Source organism: Massilia polaris (assembly GCF_012927275.1).
GTDB lineage: Bacteria > Pseudomonadota > Gammaproteobacteria > Burkholderiales > Burkholderiaceae_D > Telluria_A > Telluria_A polaris.
Window position 1 is genome coordinate 72,369 of sequence record NZ_JABBGG010000013.1, and the last position, 24,079, is coordinate 96,447.

Below are 24,079 nucleotides of genomic sequence, written 5' to 3' on the forward strand. Positions count from 1 at the left end.
ATTGAACATGTACACGGTCAAAGGCAAAGCGGACAAGAACCATTTACTGACGGAGCATATGCCGTTGGTAAAGCGTCTCGCCCACCACATGAAGGCCAAGCTGCCGCCAAGTGTGGAAGTCGATGACCTCGTGCAGGCCGGTATGATCGGCCTGCTGGACGCCATCAGCCGCTACGAAGAAACCCACGGCGCGCAATTCGAAACCTACGCGGTGCTGCGCATCCGTGGGGCGATGCTCGACGAGCTGCGCAACAGCGACTGGCTGCCGCGTTCGATGCGCCAGAACATGCGCAAGATCGAAACCGCGATGGCCACCCTGCAGCAGAAGCTGGGCCAGCCGCCGACCGAATCCGAAGTCGCCAAGTACATGAAAATGTCGCTGGCCGAGTACCAGGACATGCTGTCCGACGGCGGCGGCCACCAGCTGGTCTACTACGAAGACTTCCACTCCGAAGAGGGGAGCGACAGCTTCCTCGACCGTTATGCGGTCGACGACAGCGATCCGCTCGCCACCTTGATGGAAGGCGACTTCCGCCAGGCGGTGATCGACGCGATCGATGGCTTGCCGCCGCGCGAAAAGATCCTGATGAGCCTGTACTACGAAGAAGAATTGAATTTGAAGGAAATCGGCGCCGTCATGGGCGTATCTGAATCGCGCGTTTCGCAGCTGCACACCCAGGCGGTGTCGCGGTTGCGCGCGCAACTACGGGAGCAGGCGTGGACTGGGCCAGCATAGTCGGTGTTGTGATCGCGCTGGCCGGGCTGCTGCTCGGCCACAGCATGGACGGCGGCAAGTTCGCCTCGCTGGTGCAGCCGGCCGCGTTTTCCATCGTGGTGGTCGGCACTTTCGGCGCCGTGCTGCTGCAAAACGAATCGGCCACCTTCATGCGCGGCGTGCGCATGCTGCGCTGGGTGTTCCGGCCGCCGCCAAGCCGGCGCATCACGCTGGCGCGTGAAATCACCGCGTGGAGTTCGCACGCGCGCCGCGACGGCCTGCTGTCGCTCGAACAGTACATGCAAGGCACCAGCGACAAGTTCATCCAGAAGGGCCTGCGCCTGGTGATCGACGGCATCCATCCGGACAAGCTGCGCGGCATCCTCGAGATCGAACTGACCGCTTACGAATTCAGCCAGCGCCAGGCCGCGAAAATCTGGGAATCCGCGGCCGGCTACGCGCCCACCATCGGCATCCTCGGCGCCGTGCTCGGCCTGATCCACGTGATGGAAAATCTTAGCGATCCATCGCGGCTCGGCAGCGGCATCGCGGTGGCGTTTGTCTCCACCGTGTACGGCGTCGGCCTCGCCAACCTGTTCTTCTACCCGATCGGGAACAAGCTCAAGGGCATCGTCGCCGAGACCGTCACGCAATACGAAATCCTCACCGAAGTCTTCCACGACATCGCCAGCGGCGATCACTCGCGCGTGGTCGAAGAGCGCGTCGCCAGCCTGCTGTCGCGTCCCTGAGCCCGGCGATGGCCCGCAAGAAATACGAAGAGGACAACGAAAACCACGAACGGTGGCTGATTTCGTACGCCGACTTCATCACCTTGCTGTTCGCGTTCTTCGTTGTGATGTACGCGATCTCGGTGGTCAACGAAGGCAAGTACAAAGTCTTCTCCGAATCGGTCGGCGACGCGTTCGGACGCAAGGAAAAAGCCAACCCCGGCAGTGCGGCGATCGAACCGCTGATCCCGATGGACAACATCGCGGCCCGGCGCAAGCTGGAAGCGATCCGGCGCGAACAATCGCGTCTCAGCCTGCTTGCCAGGCGGCTTGACAACACGCTGTCGCCACTGGTCAAGGCAGGCAAGGTCAGCGTCACCCAGACCGGGCGCGGCGTCACGGTCGACATCAACGCCAGCGCACTGTTCGCGCCGGGCGAGGCCGACATCACGTCGGAAGCGCGCCAGCCGCTGCACGCGATCGCCCAGCTGCTGGCGGAAGACACCCACGAAGTCCAGGTCGAAGGACACACCGACTCCGCGCCGATCAGCAACTCCGTGTTCCCGTCGAACTGGGAGCTGTCCGCCGCACGCGCCAGCAGCGTGGTACGCTTGTTCATCGACAGCGGCATGCCGGCCGGACGCCTGACTGCCGTCGGCCACGCCGCCAACGTCCCGATCGCGCTGAACGACACGCCGGAAGGACGCACGCGCAACCGCCGCGTCGCGGTCACGATCATGTCGTCGTTTGCCGGAACACGCTGAAGGAGGGCAACGTGAAATCAACAACGTTCGCCGCGCTGGCGCTGATGACCGCATCGGCCATGGCCGGCGCTGGAGGCAGGACGATGAATGGCGTGAGTGAACAGGTACACGTTGAGACTGCCGGCGGCAGGGCCATCGTGCGGCTGGCCGTCGAAAACCACAGCAAACAGCCCGTCTACGTTCCAAAGGCGGTGTACGAGGACGACGAATTGATCGCGCCGGTATTCGACATCCGCGAAGCCGGCACGGACCGGCAAATCGAGTACATCGGCCGCAAGGTAAAGCGCGGTCCGATCACCAAGGACGATTATGTCCAGGTAAAGCCCGGCGCCAAAAAAACCAACAGCATCGACATTACTTCCAGCTATGACTTCCTGGCGGGAGAGCACACCTACAAGCTGACCTTCCCCGGCAGCATCGTCACCGATCTCGCGCAACTGGACGTCCCGACACGGCTGCCGGTCATGCCGGTCAGCTTCGTCTTCCGGAAGTAGCGCCGCTCGCCTTGTCACGCCGACGAGAAAAAGGCCGGCATTTCTGCCGGCCCGTGTTCAGGCTTTTCCGTTTGCCCAGTGGTTCTTACAGCGCTGGCGTATTTTCGCCAAAGTATTCGTGACTGTCTGCGTTGTCTACCGCCTTGCTTGGATCGCTGATCGCCAGGCTGGCCGCACCCGACTGGCCATACACCCAGTCATCCGTACCGGCGACCGCGTTGAAGTGGCTCATCTCGTGGATCAGCGTGCCGCCCTTCGAATCGGTGCCCGTCATCGGCGCCGTCCAGAATGCCTTGCACACGTAGATCTTGTATGGCTGGGTTGGATAGACGTAAGCGTAGTAGTTCTGCTTGCACTTGCAGTCGACCACGACCGGCTTGGCGTCGAAACCGTCCTTGATGGCGTCGAAGTGCGACTTCACGGTGTTGTAGCGAGCCGAGGTGTACGCGCCAAACCACTTGGTGTAGCGCGCACCGGCCGTGCCGCCGGCCAGGTAGCTGACGCTGCCCTTGGTCATCGTCTTGGCGGCATCGATGGCCGAGGTGACCGTCGCTTGCTGCGACGCCGTGCAGTTGGTAAAGCCAAGCGACATCATGCCCGGCTGGCTCGGCGCCTTCTGCAGCTCGAACGGGCTGCCGGCCACGGTGCCGCGCTCGAGGCGGCCGTTGATCCACAGGCCGACCGGCTGCGATTCGATTTCGTCCACGCCGCGGCCAGCGCTCTTGGCTGCGCCTGACTGCGATCCGGAGAACAGGTCCATCGCGGCCGCGTGGTAGCGGACCGAGTAGTCGCCGGTGACGCTCAGGTCGTAGATGCCCGACAGTTCTACCTTGGCCGTGTGCGATGCGCCAGGCTTGAGCAGGTAATAATCCTTGGCGGTCGGGGCAGGGCGCTTGTAGTGGGCGCCCAGGTACGGAACCGGCGCGCCGTCGCGGCTGACTTCGAACAGCGCTTCCTCGACGCCATCGAACGGCGTGTGCCATTTCAGGAGGAATTGCGGGGTCGACGAAGTGTTGGTGATGGTGACGCGAACGACCACGTCGTCATTCTTGTTCAGCGAACTCTTTTCCGGCGCGATGCTGACGGTAACGCCATTCGAGGCGGCTTGTGCTGCGAAGCACGCCGCCACCGCAACTATTGACACCCCTGCTTTTACCAAGTGATTCCAGTTCATTGAGTTCTCCGAGAGTGAGGTTTTTTATTTTGATTGCCGAGGTCGTCTGTGCCGAAACTAGCCGCAGCGCTGAAATACGCGAACTCAACAGAATCATCGTCACACATCTGATGACCGCAAGTAAACATTGAATAGTTGGAAAATGTGTCATTTTTGCGAATACTCAACGTATTTGCATATGCCGATTTCCGACAGGTAACGTTCCGTTTTCTTCTTATGAATCAAGCATGTGTGCACGGTAATGTGCTGATGGGAGTGATGTGGAATTGTTAAATTCTGGACATTGCGATGCGACCGGGAGTAGGGGGCTGCCGGCCCGGCGCGAGGGCCGGGAAGCTGGGGAGGAGAGCATTGGTGAGTTCGTGCATGCCGAACCCATCAGCAATCGTCACACATATCCTGATGCTAAGTAAACGGCGATTCGATTGAATCGGCGATTTTGTTGAGATATCTCAAGTGACGAGGGGCGCGCAAAGCAAAACGGCCGCATCAGCGGCCGTTGCATGTCGGGGATGGCGGCTTAGCCGACCACGAAGCGTTTCGACGGACCGCCGGGCGTCGTCTGGCCGGTCGGGCCGTATACCGCCGAGTCGCCGGCGTTGGCGGGCTGGCGCATCGCGTTGATGAGGTTCTGGTTGTGCGTCATCTGTTTATTGATGAGCATGCCGTTGAGGCGGTTCACTTCTTTAGCGTCGCGGGTCAGCTGGAGCAGCTGTTCCCAGGCATCGCTGGCGCTGCTGCTGTTGGCTTGCGCCACCCAAGCCTGCATGCCCGCTTCTTCGGCCGCGAATCCGGCCGCGGCGAGCGCCTGGTGGCGCTGGTTGGCAAGTACTGCCAGCTCGTTCATCAGCTCCGCCTTGCGCGGGGTGAGGGCGTTCAGGCTGTCGATATCCGCCTCGATCAGGCACTGCTGTTCCTGTTTCATCAGGTCGAGCAGGGAGGAGAGCAGTTGTTGTTCGTCGTGCAGGGTATCGAGCGGGCTTGCCATGGATGTTTTATCGTTTGCGGGAATGTAGCAGGTCGCGCACTGTTTCCAGCAAGCCGTCCGCTACTTTTTCCGAATTTACCTGGAACTGGCCGTCCGCGATGGCGAGCTTGATGCGTTCGACTTTCTTGGTGTCGAACACAGCACCGCTGCCGGCCACGCTGGCCAGGGCTTGTCCCTGCGAAGACAGGCGCACATTGTCCGTTGCTGCAGGAGTGGACATCGGCGCTGCCTTGTCGGTGCCCCTGGCGCCGGATGCGGGCGCGTTGGACACTGGCAGGGAAGTGTTGTTTTTAAGTGTATCGTTGATTTTCACAGCATCGTCCTTCTCTGGCGGAGCGCAAACTCCTTCGGGTATGCGTATGTTACGGCGCTTTACCTGTAAACTTTAGCCAAACCTGAGAAATCGGGACCAGTATTCAGAACGCCACCTCGACTTGGCCGCCGGCCCGGGCAAGCCCGCTGATGATGGCGCCGTTGGGAGTGCGCGCCTGCACCACCTGGCCGTCGGCCGCAGTGCCAATCGCGCGCGCTTCCGCCGAGACGCTGAATCCGTTGCCGTGCGACACTACCTTGACCAGCTGGCCTTGCTGCACCACTGGTTTGCTGCGCAACATGTCGAGCCGTAGCGGCGCGCCGGATGCCAGCGAGACCGTGCTGGTGCGCCCGACCGCCTGCGACATATCGGTCACCACGCCGTTCGGCAGGGCGGCGATGTCGCCCTTGACCATCGCCAGTTGCGACTTGTCGATTTCCTTGCCCTGCACCAGCGGCATGGCGGCGGCAACGTACTCGCCCACCACACTCACCTGGGCCTGAATATACACCGTCCATGCGGCCGGCGCCGCACAGCGCACGCCCACCGTGGTCTTGCCCCAGGCGCGCGCGCCGGCTTGCTGGAATGCTTCGGGAGCGGGGCAGGCCGCCAGGCTCATGCGCTGGTCGATCTTGCCGACGTTGATGCCGACTTTGCCCGGCAGGCCGGTCGTTTGCGCCGCCAGGTATTGCTCGACGACCTGGCGCACGGCGCCAAGGTCCTGGCGCGCGGCGGCGGGCTGCTGGGCCAAGGCCAGCGGCGCAATCAGGAGCAGGGCAGTAAGCAGGGTGGATTTCATTGGCTGGGCCTTAAGGAATGAGAGCATCTTAGATCCCGGCGGCCCTGCCTGAATCCTTGAATAGCCCCCTTTTGCATGCCCTTATCGATCGATTGACTGGTGTTGCCCGGACGTACTATCGATCCTGTCATAACAAGACCGTTGCGCCAAACCGGCGGGCAATGGACAGATGGAGCCTGACATGATTGGCAAACTCGACGATTACCTGCGGTTCAATGAAACGGCGCTGAGCCTGCGCTCGCAGCGGCAGCAGCTGCTCGCATCGAACATTGCGAACGCGGACACGCCGAACTACAAGGCGCGCGATATCGACTTCACCGCCGCCCTGCAAGGGGCGCTGGCGCGCACCACGCCGCCGGCCGGCGTGCTGAAGGCGACCTCGCCCAACCATATCGGCGGCGCCGCCGGCACTCCCGACATCCTGCCGAACGGCACCCCGGTGCAGTACCGCGGCACCGTGCAGGGCGCCGTCGACGGCAACACGGTCGACATGGACGTCGAGCGTAACCAGTTCACCGACAACGCGATTCGCTACGAGGCTGGTATCAGCCTGATCAATTCGCAGATCCGCGGCCTGATGGCGGCCATCCAGGGAGGTCAATAATCATGTCGCTGTTTAATATCTTCAATGTTTCCGGTTCGGCCATGAGCGCCCAGGCGCAGCGCCTGAATACCGTTGCCAGCAACCTGGCCAACGCCGACAGCGCCACCAGCGCGACCGGCGAAGCCTATCGCGCCAAGCAGGTCGTGTTTGAAGCGGTGCCAACCGCGGGCGGCGGCACCGGCGTCAAGGTCCGGCAGGTGATCGAGGATGCATCCCCGCTGAAACAAGTGTACGACCCGAAACACCCGGCCGCCGACGAAAAAGGCTATGTGTCGATGCCGAACGTGAACGTGGTCGACGAGATGGTCAACATGCTGTCGGCCTCGCGTTCGTACCAGACCAACGTCGAAACGATGAACGCCGCCAAATCCCTGTTGCTCAAGACGCTGACGCTCGGTCAGTAACCAATAAGAAGCCACCATGACCATTATCTCGAACGACCTGCTCAACGCGGTCAACCCTATCAAGAAACCGGCCACGACCGGCAGCGTCGAGGAAGCAACCGACAAGTTCATGACCTTGCTGGTCACCCAGCTGAAGAACCAGGACCCGCTGAACCCGCTCGACAACGCCCAGATCACCAGCCAGCTGGCCCAGCTGTCGACCGTTACCGGCGTCAACAAGCTGAACACGACGCTGGAATCGCTGAAGGCCAGCTACCAGTCGTCCGAAGCACTGCAGGCGGCCAACATGATCGGCCACGGCGTGCTGGTCAACGGCGACCGTGTCCAGCTGGTGGACGGCAAGTCCATCCTCGGCGTCGAACTCGACAGTGCCGCCGACAAGGTCGACCTGATCATCACCGACCCGACCACCGGCAAGGACATCCAGACCATCAGCCTTGGCAAGAACGCTGCCGGCGTGATCCCGATTGCGTGGAATGGCGTGCCCGACCCGAAGAACGTGGGCGCCGACGGCAAGCCGGTGACCTTGAAAAACGGTGAATACCTGATCCGTGTCGTCGCCACCCGCGGCGGCGAAGAAATCGACGATGCCCGCACCCTGTCGTTCGACAGCGTTGCCAGCGTCACCACCAATGCCAAGGACGGCGTCAAGCTGAACCTGCCGTCCAAGGGCGTCGTATCCATGGCCGACATCAAGCAAATCCTTTAAGCCGCTACACACCAATTCTCAGGAGAATATTATGTCTTTTCAACAAGGTCTTAGCGGCTTGAACGGCGCTGCAAAATCGCTCGACATCATCGGCAACAACATCGCCAACGCGAGCACCGTCGGCTTCAAGGGTTCGCAAGCCCAGTTCGCCGACGTGTATGCCGCCTCGCTGAACGGCGTGACCGGCAACACCGCCGGTATCGGCGTGAAGGTCGCCAACATCGCCCAGCAATTCACACAAGGTAATATCGAAGCATCCAACAACCCGCTCGACATCGCGATCAACGGCGCCGGCTTCTTCCGCACCGTGGTCAACGGCACCACCCAATACTCGCGCAACGGCCAGTTCCAGCTCGACAAGACCGGTTATATGGTCAATGCCCAGGGCGCCAGGCTGACCGGCTACCAGGCCGGCCCGAACGGCACCATCCTGGCCGGTGCGCCGTCGCCGATCCAGATCAACGCGGGCGACCTGACCCCGGTTGCCACCAGCGCAATCGATATCTCGCTGAACCTGGACTCGCGCAGCCTGCCGCCAGCGACCACCCCGTTCAACGCCGACGACCCGACCAGCTACACCAAGCAGATCCCGATCGACGTGTTTGACACCCTGGGCAACGCCCATGTGATGTCCACTTTCTACGTCAAGACCGCGGCCGGCAAGTGGGATGTATATGTCGCCAACAACGGCGTCGAAGCAAGCAACCTGAAGGTGGCGACTGCCGCGTTAGGCACCAGCGCTGCCCACGCAGCGGTCAACACTGCGCGCGACGCATGGAACGCCGCCAAGCTGGCCACGCCACCGGTTCAGGCAACGATCGACGCCGCCCTGCTGAGCTACGCCAACGCGGCCTCGGCCATGGTGTCGGCAGCGGCGGGCACGGCAGGCGCGACCGCGGCCGACCAGGCCAAGATCACCACCGCAGGTTCGACGGCCGCCGCTGTGGCCGGCAACACGCCGGAAGATATCGACCAGGCCATCGCCGATGCGGTCAATGTCAAGGCGACCCGGGTGGGCGAACTGACGTTCGACAGCAATGGCGCGATGACCACTTCGATGCCGTTCACCATGCAACTGCCGATCTTCCCGGCCACCGGCGCGACCAACCCGCTGCCGATTGAGATCGACTTCACCGGATCGACCCAGTACGGCACCCAGACCAGCGAGAAGAAGATCGAGCAGGACGGCTACACCGCCGGCCAGCTGCAGCGCTTCAGCGCAGGCGCCGACGGCATCATCCTGGGCCAGTACAGCAACGGCAAGACCGCGGCGCTGGGCCAGATCGTGCTCGCCAATTTCGCCAATCCGAACGGCCTGACGCCGCTCGGTAACAATGCCTGGGCCGAATCGTCGATGTCGGGCGCACCGCTGACCGGCGCGCCGACCACCGGCAGCCTGGGCGTGCTGCAGGCGTCGGCGGTCGAGAATTCGAACGTCGACCTGACCGCGGAACTGGTCAACATGATCACCGCGCAGCGCGTCTACCAGGCCAATGCGCAGACCATCAAGACGCAGGATTCGGTGCTGCAGACGCTGGTGAACCTGCGTTAATCGTTAATACCCACGTCGTAAATTAGCCGTCGTTCCCGCGAAAGCGGGAATCCATGCTGACCCAGCATAGGTTCCCGCCTCCGCGGGACCGACGGACGGAGGCAATCATGGACCGCTTGATCTACACCGCCGCCAGCGGCGCAAAACACATCCTCGAGCAGCAGGCGACGACGGCGAACAACCTCGCCAACGTCACCACCACGGGCTTCCGCGCCCAGCTCGATTCGTTCCGCGCCGTGCCGGTCGTGTCCGACGGCCTGCCGACCCGCGCCTTCGTGGTCAATTCGACCGTCGGCTCGGACTTCTCGTCCGGCCCGCTGCAACTGACCGGGCGCGACCTCGACGTCGCCGTCAAGGGCAAGGGCTGGATCGCGGTGCAGATGGCCGACGGCAGCGAAGCCTATACCCGCGCCGGCGGCCTGCAGATGAATGAAAATGGCTTGCTGCAAACCGCCAGGGGCCAGGCAGTGCAGGGCGACGGCGGCCCGATCACGATCCCGCCTGAAGTCACGGTGACGATTGGCGGCGACGGTACCATTTCGACCATTGCCAATACCACCAAACCGGGCGCGCCGACCGTGCTTGGCCGCATCAAGCTGGTCAACCCGAACGAGCAGGACCTGGTGCGCGGCGACGACGGCCTGTTCCGCATGAAGGACGGCAGCGCCGCGCCCGCCGACCCGCGCGTGGTGGTGGCCGGCGGCGCGCTGGAAGGCAGCAACGTCAGTCCGGTCGAGTCGATGGTGACCATGATCGCGCTGGCGCGCTCGTTCGAAACGCAAATGAGCCTGATGAAGAATGCCGAGAATAACGCCGCGAAAGCAACCCAGATCCTCGCTTTGAATTGATAAGGCGCGACGGATAATGATTCTATTGTGCAAGGCTTGGCCGATTTGGTCGGCAGCCGAAACAGGAGAAGAAAATGATCCGTTCCCTATTTATCGCGAAAACCGGCCTCGAAGCGCAGCAGACTAACCTCGACGTCATCACCAACAACCTGGCCAACGTCAGCACCAACGGCTTCAAGCGCTCGCGCGCCGTGTTCGAAGACCTGCTGTACCAGAATGTCCGCCAGCCAGGCGCCCAGTCCTCGCAACAGACCACGCTGCCATCCGGCCAGCAGGTCGGTACCGGTGTCCGGGCCGTCGCGATCGAACGCATCCATACCCAGGGTAATCCCCAGCAAACCGGCAACTCGCGTGACATCATGGTCAACGGGCCAGGGTTTTTCCAGGTATTGCTGCCGGACGGAACCGCTGCGTACACCCGCGACGGTTCATTCCAGACCGATCCCAACGGCCAGCTGGTGACATCGTCGGGCTTCGTCGTCCAACCTGCGATCACCGTTCCTGCCAATGCCCAGTCGCTGACGGTCGGCCGCGACGGCACCATCTCCGTCACCTTGCCTGGCGTTGCCGGGCCATCGCAGATCGGCACCCTGCAGCTGGCCACCTTCGTCAACCCGGCCGGACTCGAGTCCAAGGGCGAGAACCTGTACGTGGAGACCGGCGCGTCCGGCAACCCGAACACCAACACCCCGGGCACCAACGGCGCCGGCGTGCTGATGCAGGGCTATGTCGAAACCTCGAACGTCAATGTGGTTGAGGAAATGGTCAACATGATCCAGACCCAGCGCGCTTACGAAATCAACAGCAAGGCCATCACCACGTCCGACCAGATGCTGGCCAAGCTCGCCCAGCTCTAACGGGCCGGAGAAACATCATGAAGGCAATCATTTTCCTCGTGTCGCTGGCGCTGGCCGGCTGCGCCGCAACGCCAACCTCGATCGTGCAGGTGCCTACCAGCGCCCGCCCGATCCCGTCGGATATGCCGGCGCCGAACAATGGCGCCATCTACCAGACCGCCAGCTACCGCCCGATGTTCGAAGACCGCCGCGCGCGCCACATCGGCGACCTCTTGACCATCAACATCATCGAGCGCACCTCCGCCGTCAAGGCCGGCGCCAGCTCGGGCGACAAGACCGGCGCGGTCAGCTTCACCGCCCCTGGCGTGCTGCGCAATGCGCTGGGCGCCGGCGTGTCGACCGATGCGGCGACCAAGTTCGCCGACTCCGACAAGCAAAGCGCGAGCAACACCTTCAGCGGCACCATGGCGGTGACGGTCACCGAAGTGCTGCCGAACGGGAACCTGATCGTTGCCGGCGAAAAGCAGATCGCGATGAACAAGGGAACCGAGTTCATCCGCTTCTCCGGCATGGTCAGCCCGGATACGATCACGACCGGCAACATGGTGTCGTCGACCCAGGTAGCCGACGCGCGCGTCGAATACCGTACCAACAGCAAGATCGACCGCGCGGAAATGACGGCCATGGCCGCGCGTTTCTTCCTGTCGCTGTTGCCATTCTGACCGGGTATGACCATGCATAAGATTCTCTCCGCGATCGGCCTGTGCGCCGCCATGCTGCTGCCGCAACTGGCGCACGCCGACCGCATCAAGGACCTGGCCAGCATCGCCGGCGTGCGCCAGAACCAGCTGATGGGCTACGGCATCGTCGTCGGCCTCGACGGCACGGGCGACCAGACCACCCAGACCCCGTTCACCGTGCAGTCGATCGTGTCGATGCTCCAGCAGATGGGCGTGAGCCTGCCGCCGGGCACCAACCTGCAACTGAAAAACGTGGCCGCCGTCACCGTCACCGCCTCGCTGCCTGCCTTCGCTCAGCCGGGCCAGACCATGGACATCACGGTCTCGTCGATCGGTAACGCCAAAAGCCTGCGCGGCGGCACGCTCCTGATGACGCCGCTGAAAGGCGCCGACGGCCAGATCTACGGCATGGCGCAGGGTAACGTGCTGGTCGGCGGCGTGGGCGCCGCGGCCGGCGGTGCCCAGGTCCAGGTCAACCACCTGTCGGTCGGCAAGATTTCCGGCGGCGCCACCGTCGAACGCGCAGTCGCGTCCAACCTCGGCGAAAACAACCAGATCCGCCTCGAACTGAAGGAAACCGACTTCCAGACGGTCAGCCGCATGGTCGAAGCGATCAACAGCCACTTCGGTCCGGGGATCGCCACCGCGCTGGACGGCCGCGTCGTGCGCGTGATGTCGCCATCGTCGAGCGACCAGCGGGTGTCCTTCATCGGCATCCTCGAAGGCCTCGAAGTCAATCCGGCCAAGGTCGCGGCCAAGGTCATCATGAACGCACGCACCGGTTCGGTGGTGATGAACCAGGCCGTCACGCTCGATACCTGCGCCATTTCGCACGGCAACCTGTCGGTCAGCGTCGGCATGGACACCGAGGTCAGCCAGCCGAATTCGCGTTCGGGCGGCCAGACCGTGGTCACGCAGACGCCGAGCGTCGAGATCAAGAAGGAACCGGGCAAGGTCATCATGGTCAAGGGCGGCGCCTCGCTGTCCGAAGTGGTCAAGGCCATGAACGCCATCGGCGCCACCCCGCAAGACCTGCTGGCCATCCTGCAGGCGCTGAAGGCTGCCGGTTCGCTGCGCGCCGAGCTCGAGATCATCTAAGGCAAGACCATGGCGATCCCGACCCAAGACCTGACCAGCAAGCTCGCGTTCGATACCAAAGGACTCGGGCAGCTGAAGCAGTCGGCCAAGGCCGGCTCGCCGGAAGCGCTGAAGACGGCCGCGACCCAGTTCGAGGCCATGTTCATCAACATGATGCTCAAGAGCGCGCGTGACGCCACGCCTGCCGAAGGCATGGCGGACAATCAGCAGACCAAGACCTTCACCACGATGCTCGACCAGCAACTGAGCCAGAACCTGGCCAAGCGCGGCGTCGGGCTGGCCGACATGCTGATCCGCCAGCTGTCGACCCAGCAAGTCAATGCCCAGGCGCTGGCCATCGGCGGCGAGCCGGGCGCCCAGGCGCCGAACGTCAACGCGATTCCGCCGGGACTCGACGCGGCCGCGCTGATGCGACAGCCGGGCACAGAGCAGGCTGCCCAGAAAGGCGGCCTGACGCCGTTCGCCTCGGCCGTCGCCGCGAATCCTGGCGTCACCGCCAGCGGCCGCAGCCAGGCCAGCCACGTGCGCAACTTCCAGGACAAGCTGGCCATCCACGCGGACGAAGCCAGCCGCGCCACCGGCATCCCGGCCAAGTTCATGCTCGGCCAGGCGGCGCTGGAAACCGGCTGGGGCAAGCGCGAGATCAAGAACGTCGACGGCAGCACCAGCCACAACCTGTTCGGCATCAAGGCCGGACCGGGCTGGAAGGGCAAGGTCGCGACCGCCGTGACCACCGAATACGTGAACGGCGTGCCGCGCACCAAAGTAGAAAAGTTCCGCGCCTACGACAGCTATGCCGACAGTTTCAAGGACTACGCCAAGCTGATCACGCACAACCCTCGCTATGAGAAGGTATTGGCGAACGCGACCGACGCGAGCGGCTTCGCGCAAGGCCTGCAGCGCGCTGGCTACGCGACCGACCCGATGTACGCGGCAAAACTGACGCGGATTATTAAACACTCGCTGGCATAGGCCGGTTGGCCACGTCAACTTCGGGGTCAACGTGACCCGGTCCGTCCCCGGGGACAGACCCCGGTTGCGCGGGGACAGACCCCGGTAGCGCGGGGACAGACCCCGGTAGCGCGGGGACAGACCCCGGTAGCGCGGGGACAGACCCCGGTAGCGCGGGGACAGACCCCGGTAGCGCAGGTGGCTTGCTTTTTTTGCAAGTCAAGTTTTTGCCGCAGCTGCCGTTATTAGACTAAACAATGGAAAGTAACTGACACCATGGCTGGAAATCTCCTCAGTATCGGAAAGAGCGGACTGTTCGCGGCGCAAGCCGGGCTGTCCACGACGGGCCACAATATTTCGAACGCCAACGTGGCCGGCTACAGCCGCCAGACGGTGGTGCAGTCGTCCGCGATGGCGCAGGACTTCGGTTATGGATTTGTCGGCAGCGGCACGCAAGTCGCCGATATCAAGCGCTATTCCGACGCCTTCCTCAACACCCAGGTCCGCAACGCCCAGTCATCGCTGAGCTCGCTCGAGGCCTACAACAGCCAGATCAGCCAGATTGACAACCTGCTTGCCGACACCACGTCCGGCTTGTCGCCTGCGCTGCAGAATTTCTTCACCGGCCTGCACAACCTCGCCGCCAATCCGAGCTCGACGGCTGCGCGCCAGGCCGTGCTGTCGAATGCCGAATCGCTGGCCTCGCGTTTCCAGTCGCTCGACGGGCGTATGCAAGAGATCCGCGACGGCGTCAATGCCCAGGTCACGACCAAAGTCACGCTGATCAATTCCTACGCCAGCCAGATCGCCGACCTGAACGAGCAGATCGGCAAGTTCACGCTGGCCAACGGCAATGCGAAACCGAACGACCTGATGGACGCGCGCGACCAGCTCGTGCTCGAACTGAACAAGGAAATCAAAGCCAACGTCACGCCGGGCGCCAACAACAGCCTGACGATCTCGATCGGCGTCGGGATGCCGCTGGTGGTCGGCTCGAAGCAGTTCGAGCTCGCCGTTGCGACGTCGCCGACCGACCTGGCCCGCGTCCAGGTCGGCTACATGACCGGCAACAAGATGACGGTACTGGCCGACAGTTCGCTGTCGGGCGGCGCCCTCGGCGGGCTGCTCGAGTTCCGCACCAATACGCTCGACCGTGCGCAGAACTCGCTCGGCCGCATTGCGATCGGCATCGCCGAAACCTTCAATGCCCAGCACAAGCTGGGGCTGGACAGCAAGTCGGCCATGGGCGGCGATTTCTTCACCATTGGCGAAGCGGTGGTCGGCGCCAGCCTGACCAACACCCCGGTCAGCAACCCGGCCCTCGCGCCGCAGGTGAAGGCGGCCATTGTCGATTCGAGCAAGCTGACCCACAGCGACTACAAGGTCGAATACAAGAACGGCTCCTACTGGGTGTCGTCGACCTCGGGCGGCGCGGCGGTCGAAATCAACCCGTTCCCGCAAACCCAGCCACAAGAAATCTTCGGCATCGCTTTCGACATCAAGAACGCCGCCACCGAAGGCGACTATTTCATCGTCAGGCCAACAATTGGCGGCGCCGCCAACTTCAACGTGGCGATCAAGGACATCGCGCAGATCGCCGCCGGTGCGCCGGTGGTCACCAACACGCCGCTGGGGAACAAGGGCAGCGCCAAGATCAGCGAAGGCTCGATCTCCAAGGAATACCTCGCCGGCGCCCCGACACTGCCGCTGACCCTGAATTTCGACGCAGCGTCGGGCGAGTTGCAAGGCTTCCCGGCGGGATCGACGGTGTACGTCACCTCCGCTGGCGGCACGCCGCAACCGTTCGTGGTCGGCACCGACCCGATCCTGTTCAAGGCCGGCGACAACTACAATATCGGCGGCGTCAACGTCAGCTTCACCGGCAAGCCGGCCGAAGGCGATACGTTCAAGATCAGCGCCAACACCAACGGCGCCTCCGACAACCGCAACGCCCACGCGCTCGGCAAACTGCAGACCAAGACCATCCTCGACGGCGGCACGGCGACCTACCAGTCCGCGTATGCCGAGCTGGTCAGCTTCATCGGCAACAAGACGCGTGAAGTGCAGGTCAACGGCGACGCCGGCGAAGCGCTGCTCAGCCAGGTGCGCGCCTCGCAACAGGAAGTATCGGGCGTCAACCTGGACGAAGAAGCCAGCAACCTGCTCAAGTACCAGCAAGCCTACCAGGCGGCAGGCAAGGTCATGCAGATCGCCAGCACCCTGTTCGACACGCTGCTGTCGCTACGTTAATCGCACGCTCGGAGTCATCATGCGCATCAGTACCAGTACCATGTTCGAAACCGGCACCGGCCAGCTCGGCACGCTGCAAAGCCAGCTCGCGCGCACCCAGATGCAGCTGTCGACCAACCGCCGCATCCTCACGCCCTCGGACGACCCGGTCGCCTCGGCACGCGCGCTGGAAGTGACGCAATCGCAATCGGTCAACACCCAGTACGCGACCAACCGCCAAAACGCCCGCTCCTCGCTCGCGCAAGTAGAGCAGGCGCTGGCCAGCACCACGCGGCTGATCCAGGACGTCAAGACGCTCACCGTCAACGCCGGCAACGGCACGCTGCTGCCGGCTGACCGCCAGGCGCTCGCCATCGAGCTCAAGGGCCGCCTCAACGACCTGCTCGGCGTGGCCAACACCGCCGACGGCGTCGGCGGCTACCTGTTCTCCGGCTACAGCACGGGCTCGCCGCCGTTCTCGCTGGTCGCCGGCGGCGCCCAGTACCATGGCGACCAGGGCATCCGCAAACTGCAGGTCGCGTCCTCGCGCAACCTTGCCATCAGCGACTCGGGCAGCTCCGTGTTCGAAAACGTCGCGACCGGCAACGGCACCTTCCAGACCTCGGCTGCCGCCGGCAACATTGGCGCGGGCGTCATCTCGTCGGGTACGATCGCCGACGCCGCGGCGCTGCTCGGGCACGACTACAAGATCGAATTCACGGTAGCCGGAACGCCGCCGCAAACCACCTACACCGTCACCGACGAATCGCGCGCGGCCGAAATCCCGCTGCCGCCGCCGGTCGCGCTCAACGTCCCGTTCGAAAGCGGCAAGCAGATCACCTTTGAAGGCGTGGTATTCGACATCGCCGGCGCGCCGGCCAACGGCGACGTCTTCAACGTCAAGCCGAGCGAAAAGCAATCGATCTTCACCACGCTCAGCCAGCTGATCGACACGCTTGGGCTGCCGGCGAACGGCTCCAAGCAAGCCGCGCTCTCGAACGGGCTCAACATGGCGCACGACAACCTCGACGCCGCGCTGGAAAACGTGCTGGCGGTCCGCGCCGGTGTCGGCTCCAGCCTGAAGGAACTCGACTACCTGGATGGCGCCGGCGAAGACCGCAACATCCAGTACACCGCCACGCTATCGGACCTGCAAGACCTTGACATGGTCAAGACCATCTCCCTGTTCCATCAACAAAAGATGACCTTGGAAGCATCGCAGATGTCGTTCAAGTCGCTATCGGGGCTGTCGCTGTTCAACTACATCGGCTGATAAATTCCGTTGCTCAGATCGGGGTCCGTCCCCGGGGACAGACCCCGGGGACGGACCCCGATTTTTATCCACTCAACAATTAGCTTGGCTGCCTTACCGCCGCCCGATTGATCCTGTTTAATGGCTTGGCTTCGCTCTTCGAGTACGGTTGAGAATGCGTTAATCGTTGGGAGGGGACATGGCAAGGCGGGCCCGGTTGTTTCGTTCAGACGTACCGCTGCATCTCATTCAGCGCGGCCATAATCGCGATGTCTGTTTCTCAGCCGAAGTAGACCGCTTGGTCTACCTGAACATGCTCAAGGAGTGTGCCGACAAGGCCGCTTGCGCTATCCACGCATATGTATTGATGACCAATCATGTGCATCTCTTATTGTCCCCATCGGCGCCTGAATCCGGTGCGCGGATGATGAAGGCGCTCGGCCAACGGTATGTGCAGTACTTCAATCGGCGCTATGAGCGAAGCGGAACGCTGTGGGAGGGGAGGTATCGTTCGTGTATTGTTGAAAACGAGTACTACTTTTTGACATGTCAGCGGTACATTGAGCTCAATCCTGTCCGGGCGGCGATCGTCTCCCATCCTGGCGCGTACAGCTGGTCGAGCTACCGTGCCAACGCCGAAGGCATTCCGAACGCCTTAGTCACGCCGCATGATCTCTATCGCAGGCTCGCCCATGAGCCAACCGACCGACAAGCTGCATATCGCGAACTCTTCGCAAACGAAATTGACTCCGACATCCTGACCTTGCTTCGCCGCGCGACGAATGGTAACTCTACCATTGCGGACGGCCTGGTGATCGACCGATACGCGGCGATGCTTGGCTCGTCGGCACAGCGAAAACAGAAAATATCAGTTGGTGCGGTGACCTCGGGAAAATAGACGCAGGTCCGTAAAACCGCCGGAACGTATTGCATCTCGAGAATCGACGCGGAAAAGTTGGCGCCGGAGAAATCGGGGTCCGTCCCCGGGGACGGACCCCGATTTTCGGCCGCTGGCGTTATGGCCTGGGCACTGGCATCGCCGGCGGCGCGCGTTCGGCTGCCGTGCGCGGAATCAGCCGGCTCGCCTCAATGCCCTGGTTGAACAGGGTCTGGATCGGCCCGCCCAGGTAGGGTAAGACGATGCTGATCACCAGCAAGCCCACGCCCAGCGTGATCGGGAAGCCAATGCCGAAAATGTTGAGCTGCGGGGCGGCGCGCGTGAGGATGCCGAGCGCGATGTTGGTGATGAGGAGCGCAGCGACAATCGGTAGCGAGAGCTGCAACCCGGCGCTGAATATCTTGCCGCCCCAGCGCGCCATTTCATAGGGAGCGCCGACTGATATCGGCGAGGCGGATATCGGCAGCGTGAAGAAACTCTCGCCGAGCGCTTCAAGCAGGACGAGGTGGGCGTTGACGGCGAGGAAGGCCATCGTGGCGACCAGCGCCAGGAACTGGCTGACCGCCGATGAGCGACCCTGCGTGAGCGGGTCGAAGAAGCTGGCGAATCCCAGTCCCATCGTCAGGCTGGCGACTTCGCCGGCCATTTCAATCGCGGCGAACACAATTCGCATCGCAAACCCCATCGCGAGGCCGATCAGCAGTTCCTGGATGAGGATCAGCAGGCCGGCCCACGAGATCGGGTCGACCGCCGGCGCGGCGGGTATCGCTGGGGCCATGATCAGCGCCAGCATCACGCCGAGCGCGACCTTGACCCGGCCAGGTACGCTGGTGTTGCCGAACAGCGGGGCGGCGGCGATCAGCCCGAGGATGCGCGTCAACGGCCACAGCAGGGCCGCGATCCAGGTGTTCATTTCGCCGGATGTGAGCGTGATCATCGCGCTTCTCCCGCGAAACGGCCCGCTTGCATTAGCCGATCAGTCCCGGTATCCCGGTGAACACGCCGCGCATGTAGTCGAGCATGACGGCCAGCATCCACGGCCCGGCGATGACGAGGGCGACAAAAATGCCGACCAGCTTGGGTATGAACGAGAGCGTGGCTTCGTTGATCTGGGTGGCGGCCTGGAAAATGCTGACGATCAGGCCGATGATCAGCGCGACCAGCAGCATCGGCGCCGCCACCATCAGGGTGACTTCCATGGCCGTGCGGCCCATCGTCATGACGCTTTCCGGGGTCATCAAGCTGCTCCTAGTAGAAACTCTGCGACAGCGAACCGAGCAGCAGCTGCCAGCCGTCCACCAGCACGAACAGCATCAGCTTGAACGGCAGCGCGATGACCGCGGGCGACATCATCATCATACCCATCGACATCAGCACGCTGGCGACCACCATGTCGATGATCAAAAACGGGATGAAGATCGCAAAGCCAATCTGGAACGCGGTCTTCAGTTCGCTGGTGACGAAGGCGGGGATCAGTACGCGCAGCGGAATGTCTTCCGGCCCTTGCAGCGCCGGGCTGCGCGAGATCTTGACGAACATGGCGAGGTCGGCCTGCCGCGTTTGCTTGATCATGAAGCTCTTGAGCGGCGCGACGGCACGGTCGATCGCTTCGCCCATCTGGATTTCGTTTTTCTGCAGCGGCTGGTAGGCGTCGACGTAGATCTTGTCGAACACCGGTCCCATCACGAACAGGGTGAGGAACAGCGCGAGCCCGACCATGACCTGGTTGGGCGGCGCGCTCTGGGTGCCGAGCGCCTGGCGCAGCAGCGACAGCACGATGATGATGCGGGTGAAGCTGGTCATCATCAGCAGCACTGCCGGCAGGAACGACAGCGCCGTCATCAAGAGCAGCGTCTGGACCGGCAGCGAGTAGGCAGTGCCGCCGCCCGGCGCCGGGGCGCTGGTGAAGGCCGGGATGCCTTGCGCGATGGCAGCCAGCGGCAGGGCGAGCGCGCCCGTTACCAGCAGGCACTTGAGCGCGGTCTTTGCGCTGGGGAGCAGGTGCTGCTTACTTTGCATTGCGTTTGTCTATCGTCTGTTTGAGCCAGTCGGAAAAGCCGCCCGCCATCGGCAGGCCAGGCTGCAGGCCCGGGTGCGGCTCGACCGTGTGTTGCCTGGGCATCGTCGCCAGCGCATTCACGCGGCCCGGCGAGGCGCCGACCACGATCCATTGGTCGCCCACTTCGATCACCATGATGCGTTCGCGGCCGCCAAGGTTGAGCGCGCCGACCATGCGCAGGTTGGCGCTGCCGCCAGCTGCCTTCGGGCCGTAGCGCTTGAGGAACCAGGCCAGTCCGGCCAGCAGGCCGAGCACCAGCAGCAGCGCGAAGGTGGTTTGCATCAGGCTGCCCGCGGCGGAGCCGGTCGGCTGTGCGGCAGCAGGCGCTGCCGGCTGAACCGGACGCGGCGTGACGAATCCGGGCTGCGCCGGCGCCGGCGCAACCGCCGTGGCGGGCGTATCGCCTGCGGCAGCGGCGCTCGCATCGGCCGCCGTGGTAACGGCAGGGGCCGCCTGCGCGCCTGGTGCGGCGCCTGGCGGCTTGGTGACAGGTGGCGTGACGCCAGGAACAGCGGGCGCGGCGGCAAACACCGGCGCGCCCAGGCAGCACAGCAGCGCGGCCGCGGTCAGCAGGCGCGCCGTCATTTGTTGAGTTTTCGAATCCGTTCGGACGGCGTGATGATGTCCGTCAGGCGAATGCCGAATTTGTCATTGACCACGACCACTTCGCCCTGGGCGATCAGGCAGCCGTTGACCAGCACGTCCATCGGCTCGCCGGCCAGGCCGTCGAGCTCGACCACGGAACCTTGCGCCAGTTGCAGCAGGTTCTTGATGGCGATCTTGGTGCGGCCGAGTTCAACGGTCAGCTGGACCGGGATGTCGAGGATGAAGTCGATATCGTTCGGCGTGTCGTTCTTGGCGCCCTTGTTCGAGAAGTCCTTGAACACGGCGGCCGTGGCCGCTTGCTGCTTTTCGAGCGCTTCGGCTTCCGCTTTTGCCTGCTCGGCAATGGCGGCGCCCCAGTCGTCGTCCATGCTCTGGTCGTCTTGATTATCGGACATGTTGCTCTCCTGTGTTTCCATGCCGGCGCACTACGCGCCGGGCTCGCTTTACTTCAGATTGTCGGAATTGGCCAGCAGCTTTTCTACCTTCAGCGCGTACTGTCCATTGAGCACGCCATACGTGCATTCCATCACCGGCACCCCGTCGACCGTCGCTTCGATCTGTTCGGCGACGTTGAGCGGGATAATGTCGCCCACCTTCATGTTCAGGATCTCGTCGAACGAGGCGCGGCCGTGCCCCAGGGTCGCCACCAGTTCCACTTCGGCGATCTGGATCTGCTGCGTCATCAGGCGGATCCAGCGCTTGTCGACTTCGAGCGCCTCGCCCTGCAGGCTGGAGGTGAGCGTGTCGCGGATCGGCTCGATCATCGAGTAGGGCATGCAGATGTGGATCTGGCCGCTGACCGAGCCAAGCTCAACCGTAAACGTCGACGACACCACCACCTCGTTGGGCGTGGCAATGTTGGCGAACTGGGTGTTCATTTCTGAACGAATATATTCAAACTCGACCGGGTAGACCGGTTCCCACGACTTGGTGTAGGCCTCGAACACGATATCGAGGATGCGCAGGATGATGCGCTGCTCGGTCTGGGTAAAGTCGCGCCCTTCGACCCGGGTATGGAAGCGCCCGTCGCCGCCGAACAGGTTGTCGACCAGCAGGAACACCAGGCCCGGATCGAACACGATCAGGCCGGTGCCGCGCAGCGGCTTCATGTGCACCAGGTTCAGGTTGGTCGGCACCACCAGGTTACGGATGAACTCGCTGTACTTCGACACCCGCACCGAGCCGACCGATACTTCGGCGCTGCGGCGGATGAAGTTGAACAGGCCCACGCGCAGCAAACGCGCGAAACGCTCGTTGATGATTTCGAGCGTAGGCATGCGGCCACGAACGATGCGTTCCTGGGTCGCGAGGTTATAGGTGCGTACTCCCGAGGTTTCCTCAGGCGTATCGGCGTCGTCCTGATCGCCGTTGACGCCCTTCAGAAGGGCATCGACTTCTTCCTGTGAGAGGAAATTATCGGCCATGGTCTGCTGACTTTTACTGAATAATGAAACTGGTGTACAACACGTCCGAGACCAGCTGCGGTTCGCCCTTGGCGACCAACGGTTCGTTGATCGACTTGATCAGTTCGCTCGACAGCTGGCGCTTGCCTTCCGGCGTCGACAGTTCCGACGCGCGCTTGGCCGACAGCAGCAGCAGCACGCGGCTCTGGATCTTCGGCATGTTTGCCTTGATTACCTCAACCTGTTCGAGCGTCGCTACCTGCAGCGTAAACTGAATCTGCAGATATTGCTCGCCGTCTTCAGGCTGCAGGTTCACGACGAATTTTTCCAGCGGAACATATACCGGCGGTTCAGCCGGCTTGACTTCCGTTTCATGCGCTGCGCCAGCGTCGCCTTGCAGCAGGTACCAGGCCGCGCCGGCGCCCGCGACCAGCACGAGCACAGCGATGGCAATGAGGATGATCAGCTTCTTCGGAGAAGATTTTGGAACGGCTGCCGCATCTGCTTTCGGATCAGCTTTCATTTTTTCATTTGCTTTCAAGGGAACTCATCCGGCTTTAGTGATTCACGCCGTCATTATGTCATTATCGGGAATAAACGCGCAGGCGAATTGCTTGAAAAGAGGCACTAAAAATAGCCACATCAAGGCTTGCCTTCCGCAGGGAAGGGCGGATCCGCAGGTCCGCCGCGTTCAGGTCATGCAAATATGTCAACCATGCCTTGCCCGCCGCCGCTCATCGGGCGACCTGGCTGGTGCTCGGCCACATCGATCGCATTGCCGGCGCTGCCAGATCGTCCGCCCGAACCGCCGCGGCCGGACGGCTCGCCCGGCGCCTGGCGCTGGTCCGGCGTGCCGGCATCGACCGTCGCATTACCCAGCGCGATGCCGCTCTCGCTCATCATTTCGCGCAGCTTCGGCATGGCGTTTTCGAGCGCCTGGCGAACTTCCAGCTGGTTGGCCGAGAAGGTCACGGTGGCCTGGTCGTTGGTCACGCTGAGCACCACCTGCATCGGGCCCATGTCGGGCGGGTTCAGGGTCAGGGTGGCGCTTTGTTCCTGGCCGGCGAGCATCCACACGATCTTCTGGCCGACCTGGTTATCCCATGCCGGCGTGCCGACCCGCGCCGCGATGCGGTCGGTGGCCACGCCAGCGGCTGCCTGCGCGATGTTCAACGAGGCTTGCTGGACCGGCGCGTTCAGGGGGGCAGTGGCGGCCTGCGCGTCCTTGAGCGGCGCTGGCTCGGCGCGTTCCTGCGTGAGCAGGCTGGCGAACTTCGACGTGTCGATTTCCGCGTCGGGCCGGGCGGCGGTTGCCGCGGCGGCAGGGGCGGCATCCGCAGCCGGCCGCACCGGCGCTGCGCTGCCTTCCGCGGCAGGCTGTTCGCCAGGCGACGGCGCAAGCGGTGCGCCTTGCGCAAACTGACCCAGAAGGTCGGGCAGCGCCGCGCGGCCTTCGGCGGCCAATGCGGGCGCTGCGCCGCCGCCGGCTACCGGTGCCGCAGCCGCGTCTTTCGGGATCACCTGCAGCTGGTTGAAGCTGGCCACCAGCGCCAGCATGTCGGTCACGGGCAGCTCGGATGCGCGCGCGGCGGCGTCTTCCGCCTTGTCGGTGCTGTCCTTGCCGGTGGTTGCCGACGCCGTCGCTGGTTTGTCCTTGCTGTCGGCCTTCGCGGCCGCCTGGCGCGCGCTGTCGGCCTGCGCCGGGCGGCTCGGGTCCTGCTTCGCGGCGGCGGCCTTCTCGGCAGGCTTGGCCTGCGTTGCGGGCCTGGCCTGCGGCGCCGGCGTAGCGTTCTGGCGCTGCGTGATTTCGCGCGACAGGGCCTGGCTGAACTGGGCGCCGCCGTTGTCGTTCTGGGCCTGGGCCTGGGCGTTGTGGCGCGCCGGCGCCGGGCTGGCGCTGGAGATCTGTGGCAAGAGGTTCTGGGTTTGCATGGTGCTGTCAATCCGTTCGTTG

Annotated in this window: 28 protein-coding genes; 16 read left to right on the forward strand and 12 right to left on the reverse strand. The window is 63.3% G+C overall.

All coding sequences use genetic code 11. The annotated features are described in order from the left end of the window. Positions 1 to 7 precede the first annotated feature (7 nt). The 4 genes from HHL21_RS19070 to HHL21_RS19085 are packed head-to-tail and all read left to right on the forward strand — an operon-like array spanning position 8 to position 2,701. Positions 8 to 736, forward strand: coding sequence for an RNA polymerase sigma factor FliA (locus tag HHL21_RS19070; RefSeq protein ID WP_169468812.1), 729 nt, complete (start codon positions 8 to 10; stop codon positions 734 to 736). After that, positions 718 to 1,464 carry a flagellar motor protein gene (locus HHL21_RS19075; RefSeq protein WP_169468814.1) on the forward strand — a complete coding sequence of 249 codons (747 nt, stop codon included), beginning with the start codon at positions 718 to 720 and terminating at the stop codon, positions 1,462 to 1,464. Before HHL21_RS19070 ends, HHL21_RS19075 begins: the two co-directional genes overlap by 19 nt. An 8-nt stretch (positions 1,465 to 1,472) precedes the next feature. Continuing rightward, positions 1,473 to 2,207, forward strand: a complete 735-nt coding sequence (motD, locus tag HHL21_RS19080) for a flagellar motor protein MotD (protein WP_169468816.1) — start codon at positions 1,473 to 1,475, stop codon at positions 2,205 to 2,207. Between the two features lie 11 nt (positions 2,208 to 2,218). After that, on the forward strand, positions 2,219 to 2,701 hold the full coding sequence (locus tag HHL21_RS19085; RefSeq protein ID WP_169468818.1) for a hypothetical protein: 483 nt from the start codon (positions 2,219 to 2,221) through the stop codon (positions 2,699 to 2,701). An 85-nt stretch (positions 2,702 to 2,786) separates the two neighbouring features. On the opposite strand, the gene HHL21_RS19090 is transcribed toward HHL21_RS19085, so the two are convergent. The 4 genes from HHL21_RS19090 to flgA form a co-directional block, all read right to left on the reverse strand. Continuing rightward, the gene (locus tag HHL21_RS19090; protein ID WP_169468821.1) at positions 2,787 to 3,875 is read right to left on the reverse strand and encodes a M35 family metalloendopeptidase; all 1,089 of its coding nucleotides are present in this window, start codon (positions 3,873 to 3,875) and stop codon (positions 2,787 to 2,789) included. 520 nt (positions 3,876 to 4,395) lie between these two features. After that, on the reverse strand, positions 4,396 to 4,863 hold the full coding sequence (locus HHL21_RS19095; RefSeq protein WP_169468824.1) for a flagella synthesis protein FlgN: 468 nt from the start codon (positions 4,861 to 4,863) through the stop codon (positions 4,396 to 4,398). A gap of 7 nt (positions 4,864 to 4,870) precedes the next feature. Then, the gene (flgM, locus tag HHL21_RS19100) at positions 4,871 to 5,176 is read right to left on the reverse strand and encodes a flagellar biosynthesis anti-sigma factor FlgM (protein WP_169468827.1); all 306 of its coding nucleotides are present in this window, start codon (positions 5,174 to 5,176) and stop codon (positions 4,871 to 4,873) included. Between the two features lie 103 nt (positions 5,177 to 5,279). After that, positions 5,280 to 5,975: a flagellar basal body P-ring formation chaperone FlgA gene (gene flgA / locus HHL21_RS19105; RefSeq protein WP_169468830.1), complete on the reverse strand. Its 696-nt coding sequence runs from the start codon at positions 5,973 to 5,975 to the stop codon at positions 5,280 to 5,282. A 181-nt stretch (positions 5,976 to 6,156) separates the two neighbouring features. Between flgA and flgB the strand changes: the two genes are divergently transcribed. The 12 genes from flgB (at position 6,157) to HHL21_RS19165 (ending at position 18,057) form a co-directional block, all read left to right on the forward strand. Next, positions 6,157 to 6,579 (forward strand): flagellar basal body rod protein FlgB, encoded by a 423-nt coding sequence (flgB, locus tag HHL21_RS19110; protein WP_169468832.1) that lies wholly within the window; start codon positions 6,157 to 6,159, stop codon positions 6,577 to 6,579. Positions 6,580 to 6,581: 2 nt separating this feature from the next. Next, complete coding sequence (flgC, locus tag HHL21_RS19115) at positions 6,582 to 6,983, forward strand: flagellar basal body rod protein FlgC (RefSeq protein WP_169468835.1); 402 nt, start codon at positions 6,582 to 6,584, stop codon at positions 6,981 to 6,983. 16 nt (positions 6,984 to 6,999) lie between these two features. Further along, on the forward strand, positions 7,000 to 7,692 hold the full coding sequence (locus HHL21_RS19120) for a flagellar hook assembly protein FlgD (RefSeq protein WP_169468837.1): 693 nt from the start codon (positions 7,000 to 7,002) through the stop codon (positions 7,690 to 7,692). Between the two features lie 31 nt (positions 7,693 to 7,723). Beyond that, positions 7,724 to 9,244, forward strand: coding sequence for a flagellar hook protein FlgE (locus HHL21_RS19125; RefSeq protein ID WP_169468840.1), 1,521 nt, complete (start codon positions 7,724 to 7,726; stop codon positions 9,242 to 9,244). A gap of 107 nt (positions 9,245 to 9,351) precedes the next feature. After that, on the forward strand, positions 9,352 to 10,092 hold the full coding sequence (flgF, locus tag HHL21_RS19130) for a flagellar basal-body rod protein FlgF (RefSeq protein WP_169468842.1): 741 nt from the start codon (positions 9,352 to 9,354) through the stop codon (positions 10,090 to 10,092). A gap of 74 nt (positions 10,093 to 10,166) precedes the next feature. Then, positions 10,167 to 10,949 carry a flagellar basal-body rod protein FlgG gene (flgG, locus tag HHL21_RS19135; protein ID WP_169468845.1) on the forward strand — a complete coding sequence of 261 codons (783 nt, stop codon included), beginning with the start codon at positions 10,167 to 10,169 and terminating at the stop codon, positions 10,947 to 10,949. 17 nt (positions 10,950 to 10,966) lie between these two features. Further along, on the forward strand, positions 10,967 to 11,611 hold the full coding sequence (locus HHL21_RS19140) for a flagellar basal body L-ring protein FlgH (protein WP_169468848.1): 645 nt from the start codon (positions 10,967 to 10,969) through the stop codon (positions 11,609 to 11,611). 12 nt (positions 11,612 to 11,623) lie between these two features. Further along, a complete protein-coding gene (locus tag HHL21_RS19145) occupies positions 11,624 to 12,727 on the forward strand; it encodes a flagellar basal body P-ring protein FlgI (protein WP_169468850.1) in 1,104 nt (367 codons plus the stop codon). 9 nt (positions 12,728 to 12,736) lie between these two features. Then, positions 12,737 to 13,699: a flagellar assembly peptidoglycan hydrolase FlgJ gene (gene flgJ / locus HHL21_RS19150; RefSeq protein WP_169468854.1), complete on the forward strand. Its 963-nt coding sequence runs from the start codon at positions 12,737 to 12,739 to the stop codon at positions 13,697 to 13,699. Positions 13,700 to 13,954: 255 nt separating this feature from the next. Continuing rightward, entirely contained in the window at positions 13,955 to 15,928 is a 1,974-nt protein-coding gene (gene flgK / locus HHL21_RS19155; RefSeq protein WP_169468857.1) for a flagellar hook-associated protein FlgK, read from the forward strand. Between the two features lie 19 nt (positions 15,929 to 15,947). Then, positions 15,948 to 17,180 (forward strand): flagellar hook-associated protein FlgL, encoded by a 1,233-nt coding sequence (gene flgL, locus HHL21_RS19160; protein ID WP_169468859.1) that lies wholly within the window; start codon positions 15,948 to 15,950, stop codon positions 17,178 to 17,180. 178 nt (positions 17,181 to 17,358) lie between these two features. Continuing rightward, positions 17,359 to 18,057, forward strand: a complete 699-nt coding sequence (locus HHL21_RS19165; RefSeq protein WP_169468861.1) for a transposase — start codon at positions 17,359 to 17,361, stop codon at positions 18,055 to 18,057. Positions 18,058 to 18,175: 118 nt separating this feature from the next. On the opposite strand, the gene fliR is transcribed toward HHL21_RS19165, so the two are convergent. From fliR to HHL21_RS19205, 8 genes are all read right to left on the reverse strand, one after another. Further along, the gene (gene fliR / locus HHL21_RS19170) at positions 18,176 to 18,994 is read right to left on the reverse strand and encodes a flagellar biosynthetic protein FliR (RefSeq protein ID WP_169468864.1); all 819 of its coding nucleotides are present in this window, start codon (positions 18,992 to 18,994) and stop codon (positions 18,176 to 18,178) included. Positions 18,995 to 19,025: 31 nt separating this feature from the next. Beyond that, positions 19,026 to 19,295 (reverse strand): flagellar biosynthesis protein FliQ, encoded by a 270-nt coding sequence (gene fliQ / locus HHL21_RS19175; RefSeq protein ID WP_131429486.1) that lies wholly within the window; start codon positions 19,293 to 19,295, stop codon positions 19,026 to 19,028. Between the two features lie 10 nt (positions 19,296 to 19,305). After that, positions 19,306 to 20,076 carry a flagellar type III secretion system pore protein FliP gene (gene fliP, locus HHL21_RS19180; protein WP_169468866.1) on the reverse strand — a complete coding sequence of 257 codons (771 nt, stop codon included), beginning with the start codon at positions 20,074 to 20,076 and terminating at the stop codon, positions 19,306 to 19,308. Then, positions 20,066 to 20,701 (reverse strand): flagellar biosynthetic protein FliO, encoded by a 636-nt coding sequence (gene fliO, locus HHL21_RS19185; RefSeq protein WP_169468868.1) that lies wholly within the window; start codon positions 20,699 to 20,701, stop codon positions 20,066 to 20,068. Before fliO ends, fliP begins: the two co-directional genes overlap by 11 nt. Further along, the gene (gene fliN, locus HHL21_RS19190) at positions 20,698 to 21,117 is read right to left on the reverse strand and encodes a flagellar motor switch protein FliN (protein WP_131429483.1); all 420 of its coding nucleotides are present in this window, start codon (positions 21,115 to 21,117) and stop codon (positions 20,698 to 20,700) included. Before fliN ends, fliO begins: the two co-directional genes overlap by 4 nt. A 48-nt stretch (positions 21,118 to 21,165) precedes the next feature. Beyond that, a complete protein-coding gene (gene fliM, locus HHL21_RS19195) occupies positions 21,166 to 22,146 on the reverse strand; it encodes a flagellar motor switch protein FliM (protein WP_169468870.1) in 981 nt (326 codons plus the stop codon). 13 nt (positions 22,147 to 22,159) lie between these two features. Next, entirely contained in the window at positions 22,160 to 22,648 is a 489-nt protein-coding gene (gene fliL, locus HHL21_RS19200; RefSeq protein ID WP_169468872.1) for a flagellar basal body-associated protein FliL, read from the reverse strand. 173 nt (positions 22,649 to 22,821) lie between these two features. Further along, positions 22,822 to 24,057 (reverse strand): flagellar hook-length control protein FliK, encoded by a 1,236-nt coding sequence (locus HHL21_RS19205; protein WP_169468875.1) that lies wholly within the window; start codon positions 24,055 to 24,057, stop codon positions 22,822 to 22,824. Positions 24,058 to 24,079 lie beyond the last annotated feature (22 nt).